Origin of the sequence: Longimonas sp. (assembly GCF_046498435.1) — a bacterium.
In the GTDB taxonomy this organism is placed as follows: Bacteria; Bacteroidota; Rhodothermia; order Rhodothermales; family Salinibacteraceae; genus Longimonas.
In genome coordinates, this window is record NZ_JAWOAR010000360.1 from 1 (window position 1) to 10618 (window position 10618).

Genomic DNA, 10618 nt, shown 5'->3' on the forward strand with positions numbered 1-10618 from the left:
GTCTGCTGGTATTCTTCCGGCGTGATCATGTCGTTTTCCAGAAGCCGGGCCAGCTCAGACAATTCCCGCACGCGGGAGTTGTCTGGCGATTCCAGGTATCGTTGGTCCGATTGGCCGTCATATTCAAGCATTGATGACGATTGCTGGCTGTCGGTCACTTTGACGGAGGCCAGACCGCCGAAAAGTCTCAGTTCTATATTTTTCCCCTTGAACTCGGGCATTGTCAGAATATCGGCAAGGCCGCTGCTTTGCTTTTTCAGGGAATACAGAATATAACCGATCGTACCGACGATACCCAGGCCTAAAGCCAGGAGAATCCATGCAAAATATTTAATGATAAAGCCGAAAAAAACCACTAAAAGGGCTACTGTCAAAAGCATGCCCACGTGGAAAAAAAGTATTACAAATGCCAGAAACACCCCTTTGGCGAGACTGGTATCGTCATAATTGAATTTGTTTTTCCACATCAATAAAATGCCTGTTGTAAAATTACGATAAAATCCGAATATATCGGATTTTTTTTCAAAATCACACCCGGGCCATCAGCTGTCACGGCGTCATTCCCCCGGAGTTTCTGTATTCCGATTTGAATCCATTTTGCTCATGAGCGCTTCTTCATATTTCTGGGGAATTTCAAAACGGATGGACCGGTTGGTCATGGCATTGAACTTCATGATCAGAAAGTTCAATTTTTTCATAACTTTGTATCGCTCCTGCTCATCCTTCACCCCGGCCAACATCTTTTCGGTGGTGATGATCTCTTTTTGCAGCTCGATTTCAGGGGGGAGGCAGTCTGCATTTTTCAATATCTTGTAGGCAATGCGCAGCTCTTGGGGCACCCGGCTCATGTCCTCGGGCGTCAGGGGCTTGCCCGCCCCTTCGAGATTATCGAATTCGCCTTTTCTTTGGGCGGCAAGGATTCTTTCCTCGACCCTCTATCGTGAATAATCTATAGGGGCAAGGGGCGTACAGGGTCATGGAACTGTGGGTTTCCCTCGTAAAGCAAGGATCATACACGCGCATCCAGCTCATGGATTGCCGTTCATGCCTCAGTACGGATTGTGCTATGGGTTCAGAAGGCGCAGAGCTCCCCATCGTCTTGTCATCCAGATCCTGAATCGAGTTCAGGACAGGCAAGGCGCCCCTGGCGCCGCTGATCCGGAGCCGAGCGAAGCGAGGGCCGAAGGTCATGCCTGTGGTACGCACGAAGTAATCCATTCCGCCGGTTGAAGGCTGCCTTCACGTCCCGCACGCATCCGTCTGGGATGACCGTGTAGGGGCATAAACACGCTTCTGCACGTTCAACGGCGATACATATATAGCACAACGCGTTCTCAGGCAGACCCGGCAGCGTGAGAGGCGCTCACACCAAGATCATGGAGGGATGCTTCCGCAACGGACGTCTGGATCACGTAAAGCCACGTCGAAGACGGACCGAATGGCGCAGCGGTTGATATGATCGCTCTGGCACCGTGCATGCTGTTCTGCATGCTGCCCCCTGCGCGCCCCCCCCTGTATTTTGCTGGATGCCATGCCTTCTTCTTTTATCCGCCTGCTTCTTCCCATCGGCGCACTGGCCCTGCTGCTAAGCGGCTGTTTGCCGTCGGGATGCAGCAGCGGCTCCTTTGATGAGCTTGCCCCGTCCGACTCGCTCTCGCGGGATCGCGCCGCCGCCGTGCCTGCCGACTCACTACGCCTCGTGCACACCGTCTCTGCCTCCGAGGCCCAGCCCATGAGCTACCCGCGCACGCTGCGCTACCGACCTGATGGCGCGCTCGTTGTAGCCGATGCCGAACGCAACAGCCTGCACCTGCTCACCCCCAACGGCACCTACGACCGCGAACGTACCAGCGATGCCTTCGACGTGCCCTACCTTGCGGGTACCACGGGCGATACCCTCTGGGTTTTCAACGCCGGGTCGGATACGGTGGTCGGCGTTGAAAATGGCGATGTGCTGCCCGATGCGGGCTTCGCAATCGAGCGCGCCGATGCAGCCTCGCTCGTGTACGCGGCTGCCCACTCGGATGCGTTCTACCTGAAAGTGATCGGCGAAGACATCGGATCCACCCTGTACCAGTACGACTGGAGCGGCACCCTACAGGCTGAGCGTACCCTCGACCAGCCCTACTGGCGCTACGCGGGCTTTCTGCGCGTGCAGGGCGATTCGCTGTGGAGCCTCTCGGGATTTCGGCCCGTGGTCGACCGCCTGCCGCTAAATCTGGAATCAGCCTCCGCATCCCCCGATACGCTCGCCCTACGCGGCTTCGACTCGCCCATGCTGGAGCGCAGCTACGCGTTCCTCCAGGGCGACACCCACGAGCCGCCGCTGCTCATCCCCTCCGCCACCTTCGCCGACGGACGCCTCTTTGTGCTGAATGTGCGCTCGGGCTGGGTACAGGTGGATGTGTTTGGCCGCGACGGTGTGTTGCAGCATCGTCTCATCGAAGCGAGCCCGCAGCCCAACACCGATTTCTTTCCCCACGACCTGAGCGTGCGCGCCCACGACGACGGCTACGACATCGCACTGGCCGTTTCCGACCCCGACCCCGCCGTCGTCATCTACCGGTGGACGCCCAGCGACACGCCAGGGTGATGTGCAGCGCGTGATGTGCGGACGCGCGCTGGGGAGGCAACGGCAGGTGTTACGACGATACCTGCCGTGCGGGATGCGAGGGATCGGGCGTATCCACGCCACGGGTCGAGGGGTCGCCTTCGGTGCGCAGCGTGCGGCTCCACCACGCCAGCCCCCCGGCAACCAGCAGCCCAAGAACCAGGCTCATGCCTGCGTTGAGCAGGGCAATGCGCCACTGCGTGTTGGCGATCTCGGTAATTACGACTTCTTGCGAAGCCCCCGGCTGCACGCGCACATCGATCGTCTCGCGGTCTTCGACGACTCCGATGAGCGTGTGCGGCAGCGACATCCGTTCGCGTGTAATGACCGTGCCGTCATCCATCGGGATACGCAGGCTTACGTAGTCGTACTTGATTTCGGCTCGATCCGACGAAAACACCTCCGTGATCTCGGCCTCGGCGGGGGTCCCACGCTGCAACGTATCGCGCAGAGCCAGCCCCGACCACACCTGGTGGACCGACAGACCCACGAGCAGAATCGGGATGGCCCAGGCCGCGCGCGTAAGCCAGCGGGTGACAGTCGAAGAGTCCAAGGAAGTAGCCATAGCAGTAGATCGGTTGGGAGGAGTTGGGAGGCAGCAGCACAAGTGCAGCGTAGAGGCTCGTACGCTTACCACCGCAGTGGGATGCGAGAGCCCAGGCACTCAGGTGCAAAGCATCGGTCAAGATACAAGACGCAGGTGGATCCCCGTCATATCAACGCCACATGCTTCGTTGGTGTGTGGAGGGATGGAGGGATGGAGGGATGGAGGGATGGAAGGATGGAGGGATGGAAGGATGGAGGGATGGAAGGAAGGATGGAGGGGGCGAGAGATGAATGAGAAGAAACGTCGCCCCATCCACTTATTACTCTGTCAATCCTCATTTTGATAAGCAGACCGATCTCCCGAGAGCTTTTGGAGGCAGAGCCTCCGGGTTGGAGCGTCACGAGGCAGAGGGGCCGTAGGTCATGCCTGTGGTGCCTCGCGACGAGTGGGAAAGGGGGGAGAAGGTGCAGAGGAAGTTGCTGCCCGACCCAAAGAACCCCCCCTCGTCGCATGGCTCCGCCGTGCGACGCATGCCGTTCAGGGGCTCTGCCCCGTCCTTTTGCGCCGCGATTTCTGGGCAGCGTATCGGCACCAAGTCTGTGAAAGGGAGCCACGGTGGAGATGAAGCTTCGTATCCAACCCGCACAGGCCCAGGCTTTTGATGAGCAGACCGGCCTCCCGAGAGCTTTCGGAGGCAGAGCCTCCGGGGGTGAGCGTCACGAGGCAGAGGGGCCGTAGGTCATGCCTGTGGTGCCTCGCGACGAGCGTGGGGAAGGTGCAGAGGAAGTTGTTGCCCAACCCAAAGACCCCCCCTCGTCGCATGGCTCCGCCGTGCGACGCATGCGATTCAGGGGCTCCGCCCCGTCCTCCTAAGTCATACACGTGCAAGAGCGGACCGTCGGGTGAAGGGGGCAGTTCTTCTTGCTGGGGAGCGAGCATAGAAACGGGCGTTGCCTTTGTATCCCCCTAACATGCCCAACCGCAAGAAGGCCTCACCGGAGTCACGACAGGAAGAGATACGGCTTCCAGGTGTCGTCGAGATTGCCCACGAAGTCGCGGATGAACATGACGTAGCTGGGGCGAAACGGCTCGCGGTTGAGCTCCATGCCCGCCTCTTCGGGCGTCATGTCGCCTTTGCGGTTGTTGCACGTCACACACGCAGCCACGAGGTTCTCCCACGTGTCGCGTCCGCCCCGCGACTTGGGACGGATGTGGTCGATGGTGAGCCGGTCGCGCGATCCGCAGTACTGGCAGGTGTGGTGGTCGCGCTTGAGTACGTTTTTGCGCGAGAGCATCACCTTTTTGTACGGGATGCGCGCATACGCTTTCAAACGTACGATGCTGGGGTACGGCATCCGCGTGCTGGGCGAGCGTACGGCTTTGCCATCCACCGACTCAACCAGATGCACCTTTTGCAGATGCATGAGCACGATGGCGCGCTGTACGCTGCACACGGTAAGCGCGCTATAGTCTTGATTCAGAACGAGTACGTGTCCATTCATTACACGCAGCCCCCCACTCCGCTACGGAGTGCATTCGTAGAGGCAAAAGCATACAAACGATGCATCAGAATACTGAAGAGGTCAGCCCTCGCCGATATGTCGGCATCTTGTGTGGATTTACGTGGCATGTGCGGTCTGTACACACGCTGTTACGTATTATAGTCGTTCACGCTTTGTTTCCCCAATCGCGCTCTACGCGCAGCTATCGCCGAAAAACAAATGGTTATGTTGCATCGCCCGGCATGGCTCTGTATGCGGTGGAGGGCTGCCGCTACGCCGCTTCCGTCTGCTTCTTCTGGGCAATCGGAGCATGCAGGCAGGCGTTCGGAATGGCAAAGGCATCGACCAGCGGCTCGGCCATCGGACGCACCTCTTTGCAGAGCACATTCACCTCGTGGCGGATGGCTTTGGCTTTGCTCCCGTCGATGTAGTTCTGCTCCAAGAACCAGCCGCGATCGGATTCAATCGCTTCCAGCGCAAAGAGCGTGCACAATGTGCGCAGTACGCCCCGTACGTCGTCGTATTCGGTGTCTTGAATGGAGGCGTGGAAGTGGTCGAACACCAGCTGCTCGGACTTGGCCTTGGCGAGCGTGACCAGGTGATCTTGCACTTCGATGAACGCGTCGTAGGTGTCCATGCCGTCGTCGATCCGCTTCTTGAGGCGGCGGGCGGCGGACTGCAAGAGCGCTTCGCTGCGATAGCGGAAGGCATTGCTGTGAAACTCGGGATCGCGCAGGTGCTCTGAGTCGGTGTTGCGGCGGATGAGTGGATTTTTCTCTTTTAATCGCGTACCCAGGTCCGAGGCCACAAACTGCACCATGTTGAACACATTCATATCCCGAAACTCGCGCTGAAAATCCGACAGCAAGCCCTTGGCCACCTGAAGCAAGAGCACGGTGTTGTCGCCCTCAAAGGTGGTGTACACATCGGTGTCGGCCTTGAGCGCGGCAATGCGGTTTTCGGCCAGGTAGCCTTGCCCGCCACACGCCTCGCGGGCGGTTTGCAGCACGTCGGTGGTGTGCCAGGTGCTGTAGGCTTTCAGCGCGTTCGCCTCGGCCTCGATGTCTTCGAGCGAGTCGTCGGGACCGCGCGCGGCAAACTCCTGTGTGAGATGCGCCAGGGCGGTGTGGATGGCGTAGGTTTTCGCCAGTCGCGGAAGCAGCCGCCGCTGATGCGTGCGATAGTCCAAGATCGGCACCTCGGGCTCGTCTTGCGGACCAAACTGCCGCCGCCGGTTGCCGTAGCGCACCGCAATCGTCAGGCCCGACTTGGCGGCGCTGCAGGCCGAACGCGCCACGCTAATGCGCCCCCCCACAAGCGTGCTGAGCATCGTAAAGAAGCGACGCCCGGCGCTGGGAATGTCGCTCTCGTACGTGCCATCGGCGTGCACATCGGCATAGCGGTTAAGCAGGTTTTCGCGGGGGATGCGCACGTGGTCGAACCACAAGCGGCCATTGTCAACCCCGTTCAGTCCCATCTTCTGCCCGCAGTCCTCAATGCGTACACGCGGCTTGGGGGTGCCCGCTTCATCGCGGATGGGCACGACAAAGGCATGCACGCCGTAGTCTTCGCCGCTGGTGTGGAGTTGCGCAAACACCGTGGCTACGCGTCCATGCCGGGCCGCATTGCCGATCCACTCCTTCCGCGCGCCATTGTGCGGCGTGTTGATGACGAATTCCTCGGCCTCAGCATCGTAGGTGGCGGTCGTTTCCAGATCGCGCACATTGGAGCCGTGGCCCAACTCGCTCATAGCAAAGCAGCCCGGCAGCTCCAGCGTACCGATGTCTTCAAGATATTTCTCGTGGTGACGCGCACTGCCCAGCTGGTGCACACTGCCGCCAAACAGTCCGAACTGCACGCCGAACTTGATGACGAGGCTCAGGTCGTGGTACGAGAGCGTCTCAAACGCGGTAATGAACTTGTCGATGCTCCCCGTACCGCCGTATTCTTTGGGGAACGCCAGCGCCCCCAATCCCTGATCGGCCAGGAGGCGGCACCAGTACAGCACGCGCTCGCGCTTGGCCTCGGTACCGAGCGAGGAATCGTAGCGGAAGACGGGGTCGGTGAGCAGCGTGCGGATCTGATCGCGCAATTCGGCGTGCTCGCCATCCAGATAGGCTTTCAGCCGCTCCACCTGGCACGGGATGCCAGAGGGCACCTCTTCGCTGGGGGCGGGCCGCTCGCCACGCAACTCGTCAACGATCTCATCGCCTGCAATGCCGAGGGCTGCCTCCACCTCGCGTAGCGCATGCTGCGCCTCGTTGGGCATTCCTGGTGCACCGTCGCCACCCAGCGACGCCATTTCGGCACCCAGCGCCGCCAGCGAGGTGCGCCCGGTGACGGGAAGGTCGGTCGCTGCTTTCTGCAACCGCCGCCGCCACCGCTGGTACTCGGTGGGGGTGGGCGGGTGCTCGGGGTCGAGCCACTGCTGCACTGCGTCGCGATGCTCCGGGTCCATCCAGTCGAACGACTGCAGGCGCTTTCGGAGCGCGGTATGCTCAGAGGGGGTAATGACACCGTCGGCCCAGGCTACGTAGAGCAGGGGCAGCACGGCCAGTACGTCGGCGGGGTAGTCGGCAGCGTTGGGGGCGGTGCCTGTGTTCGGAGAAGAAGTCATGGGATACGGGAGGGTCTGTCAAACAGCGCGCATGGTTTCGGAGAAGGCGTGCACCGCTTCGATAAAGACGCCCGCGTGGTCGGGGTCGTGGTCGGGGTGCATGCCGTGGCCTAAGTTGGCAATGTGCCGCTGCGGACCAAAAGCGGCCAGCATGTGCTGCACCTCGCGCCGGATGTCGTCGGGGGCGCTGTAGAGCGCACACGGATCCAGGTTGCCTTGCAGCACAATGTCGGTGTCGATCTCGGCACGAATCGTTTCAGGGCTCATCGTCCAGTCCAGGCTTAGCGCGTCGTATCCCGCGGCTGCCAGCGCTGGTTGGGCGTACGGCGCACCTTTCGCAAATGCGATGCACGGCACCTCGGGGTGCACCTCTTTGACCGTTTGTACAATGGATTCGAGGTACGGAATGCCGAACGTCCGATACAGGCTGGGCCCCAGGAGGCCCGCCCACGAATCAAACACCTGAAGCGCCTGTGCCCCCGCATCCACCTGCTTGATAAGATACTGCCCAATGAGCGTGGCCAGCGTGTTCAGCAGTTTGTGGCTGGATTCGGGGTGCTGGTAGAGCCACCGCCGTGCGTTCCGGTACGACTTGCTGCCGCCGCCCTCGATCATGTAGGCCATGAGCGTCCACGGTGCTCCGGCAAACCCAATGAGCGGTACGCGTCCGTTGAGTTCGTGGCGCGTGTGAGTGAGCGCATCGTATACCGGCTGCAAGACAGCGTCGGCCTCCTGGTCAGTGACGCGCTCCAGGTCGGCAGGTGTGTCGAGCGGATTCGGGAAGTGCGGCCCCTTGCCCGACACCATCTGCACCTCCAGCCCCAGCGCCTGCGGAATGACGAGGATGTCGGAGAAGATGATCGCTGCATCCAGCGGAAACCGGTCGATGGGTTGCAGGGTGACCTCCGCGGCCAGTTCGGGCGTGTTCACCACTTCAAAGAACGGATGATCGGCGCGCACGGCCTGATACTCGGGCAGGTAGCGCCCGGCTTGGCGCATCATCCACACGGGGGTGCGCTCCGTAGCTTGGCCGCGGGCAGCACGCAAGAACAGATCATTTTGAAGCAGCGGAAAATCGGCCATAAAAACAGGAGGTACAAGACGTTATTGGTGTACGGTGGGCGGTTTTCTGCACAAGAGTTAAGGCGATTCCTGTGCGATATTTCCTGTGCGATCTGTGCTTACGCGTCAGGGTAGAGCGTGGTCTCCAAGAAGTCAAGCGTGCGGGTCCAGGCGTCGGTGGCGGCTTCAGGGACGTAGTTGGTGCCGGTCGGGTTGGCGAAGGCGTGTCCGGCCCCTTCGTAGATGCGAATGTCGGCCTCCACATCGCCGTTGCGCAGGTGCTCGGTAAAGGCTTCTACATTCTCGGTGGGAATGCTGCCGTCATCGCCGCCAAAGATACCGAGCACGGGCATCTCAAGCCCGGCCACCGCATCTGCCGAGGCCTCACTCACATCGCCGTAGTAGATGACTGTGCCGTCCCAGTTGTTCGGGGCGTTGAGCGCCGCCTGTAGCGACCAGTAGCCGCCGAAGCACCAGCCCATCACGCCGATTTGTGGAGTGCCTTGCTCCTCGGTCATGAACGTGCGAGCCGATTCCAGGTGACGGCCCAGCACCTCGCCGCGCTCCATGGCGTCCTCCATGAGCGAGGATGCGTCGTCGGGCGAGCCGGCCACCTCCCCCTCGTACAGATCGACCGCGAGCACCTGATAGCCCTTGGCAGCCAGGCGGTCGGCCATGGCGCGGATGTTGTCGTTGAGCCCCCACCACTCGTGAATCAGCACCACGCCGGGCAGCGAGGCATCGGCGGAGAGGCCCCGTGCGTTGCGGAGCGAGTCGGCGTCTTCAGGCGCTGCGTAGTAGCCGGTCCATTCGGTGCCGTCGTCGCTCGTGCCGTACGTTACGGTTTCGGTGGTGACGGGCCCTTCAGGCGGCTGCACCAATGGCGATGCATCCGACGTGTCGGCTTCGTGTGCCTCGGCCATTGAATCGACATACGCCAGCGAGGCTGACGAGGCGGTGGTATCGGCGTCGGGGGCTGTGTCGGAATCAGACGACTGGTCGCATCCAACGGCCAGCGGAAGCAGAAGCACAGCCGCGACAAGAGGGAGCCAGAGCGCAGCAAACGGGTGCTGTTTGGGAGACATGACGGGCGGTTAGGATAGATGAGCAAGGCGACACACAGGCTGTTGGTATCGCCTAAAAAGACCGAAGCCATGCGGCGTTCCTCTGAAGTCCTTCAGGCACGGAACCGTTACGCCTGTAGCCTGATATCGGGCGGTGATGCGTGATGACCTTTTGCTTCCCCCTGTCTTGTTCTACCCTGCCTCTCTGTATCGCGCTGATGGCTGCCGACAACGCGTTTTCGTTTCGTGCTGAACTGAGGCGCAAAGCCTTGCATCTGTTGGCACTGAGCATTCCGCTAAGCATGGCCTGGATCGGAGCGCCACTCGCGGTGTGGATCGTAACAGCAGCAGCCCTCCTTGGCGTAACCGGCGATGTGCTTCGTGCAGTCTGGCCGAGATTCCGGGCCCTGATCCGCACGGTTTTCGGTGGGTTGATGCGTCCGTCGGAGTGGCCGGAGGCAGAGGGGGGCATCATGCTGAACGGGGCCACCTCGGTGCTGGTGGCGTGTGCGCTGGCGGGCTGGATGTTTCCGCTTGCTGTGGCGGTGCCTGTGCTCTGCGCTGCCCTCATTGCCGATGCCGCTGCGGCCATTGTAGGCCGCCAACTGGGCCGCCATGTGTGGGGCGATCATGGGCGCACGATAGAGGGGTCGGCTGCGTTTGTGGGTAGCGCCGCGCTTGTGCTGGCTGGGGCGGGTGTTGCACCTGGAGGCGTGGGTGGTGCAGCGCTCGTGGGGGCGCTGCTGGAGGCCCTTCCCTTGCCGTTAAACGACAACATCGTTGTGCCGCTGGGCATGGGGGCCGTGCTCGTTGCGTTTGCATAGGAGCGCCTGCATAAGGAGTGCCTGTCAACAGAAACGCGCCCACCGCCTTTCCGGGCGATGGGCGCGCTTTGAACAGGTCATGCAAAGCGAGAGAGGGCGTGCTATGCAGCGTCGGCTTCCTTCAGGGCTTCGGTCACCTTGTCGGCGGCCTCTTTAAGAAGCACCGCTGAGCGTAGCTCCAGACCGCTCTCATCGAGCAGCGCCTTGCCTTCTTCAGCGTTGGTGCCTTGCAAGCGCACAATGAGCGGCACATTCAGGTCGATGTTCTTTGCCGCCTGAATGACGCCCTTCGCTACGCGGTCGCAGCGCACAATGCCGCCGAAAATGTTCACGAGAATCGCTTCCACATTCGGGTCTTTCAAGATGATGCGGAAGCCAGCTTCCACCGTTT

At 61.0% G+C, this 10618-nt stretch carries 9 protein-coding genes and 1 pseudogene; 2 read left to right on the forward strand and 8 right to left on the reverse strand.

Annotated elements, in window-relative coordinates:
• Together R6U20_RS14145 and R6U20_RS14150 are read right to left on the reverse strand one after the other, a co-directional pair.
• The coding region (locus R6U20_RS14145) for a hypothetical protein (protein WP_410338485.1) at positions 1-467 on the reverse strand (467 nt) is incomplete at its 3' end.
• Positions 468-557: 90 nt separating this feature from the next.
• Positions 558-920, reverse strand: a complete 363-nt coding sequence (locus tag R6U20_RS14150; protein WP_410338492.1) for a DnaJ family domain-containing protein — start codon at positions 918-920, stop codon at positions 558-560.
• Between the two features lie 611 nt (positions 921-1531).
• Between R6U20_RS14150 and R6U20_RS14155 the strand changes: the two genes are divergently transcribed.
• Positions 1532-2593 carry a hypothetical protein gene (locus R6U20_RS14155; protein WP_410338486.1) on the forward strand — a complete coding sequence of 354 codons (1062 nt, stop codon included), beginning with the start codon at positions 1532-1534 and terminating at the stop codon, positions 2591-2593.
• 49 nt (positions 2594-2642) lie between these two features.
• Here the strand turns inward: R6U20_RS14155 and R6U20_RS14160 are convergent, their stop codons facing one another.
• From R6U20_RS14160 to R6U20_RS14180, 5 genes are all read right to left on the reverse strand, one after another.
• Positions 2643-3176: a hypothetical protein gene (locus R6U20_RS14160; protein WP_410338487.1), complete on the reverse strand. Its 534-nt coding sequence runs from the start codon at positions 3174-3176 to the stop codon at positions 2643-2645.
• A gap of 983 nt (positions 3177-4159) precedes the next feature.
• A complete protein-coding gene (locus R6U20_RS14165) occupies positions 4160-4660 on the reverse strand; it encodes an HNH endonuclease (protein WP_098063209.1) in 501 nt (166 codons plus the stop codon).
• 271 nt (positions 4661-4931) lie between these two features.
• The gene (locus R6U20_RS14170) at positions 4932-7277 is read right to left on the reverse strand and encodes an acyl-CoA dehydrogenase (RefSeq protein WP_410338488.1); all 2346 of its coding nucleotides are present in this window, start codon (positions 7275-7277) and stop codon (positions 4932-4934) included.
• 18 nt (positions 7278-7295) lie between these two features.
• Entirely contained in the window at positions 7296-8360 is a 1065-nt protein-coding gene (gene hemE, locus R6U20_RS14175; protein WP_410338489.1) for a uroporphyrinogen decarboxylase, read from the reverse strand.
• A 98-nt stretch (positions 8361-8458) separates the two neighbouring features.
• The gene (locus R6U20_RS14180) at positions 8459-9424 is read right to left on the reverse strand and encodes a dienelactone hydrolase family protein (protein WP_410338490.1); all 966 of its coding nucleotides are present in this window, start codon (positions 9422-9424) and stop codon (positions 8459-8461) included.
• Between the two features lie 197 nt (positions 9425-9621).
• Between R6U20_RS14180 and R6U20_RS14185 the strand changes: the two genes are divergently transcribed.
• Positions 9622-10227 carry a phosphatidate cytidylyltransferase gene (locus R6U20_RS14185; protein WP_410338491.1) on the forward strand — a complete coding sequence of 202 codons (606 nt, stop codon included), beginning with the start codon at positions 9622-9624 and terminating at the stop codon, positions 10225-10227.
• A 101-nt stretch (positions 10228-10328) separates the two neighbouring features.
• On the opposite strand, the pseudogene sucC reads toward R6U20_RS14185, so the two are convergent.
• Positions 10329-10618: pseudogene (sucC, locus tag R6U20_RS14190) on the reverse strand (succinate--CoA ligase subunit beta); the annotation flags it as partial.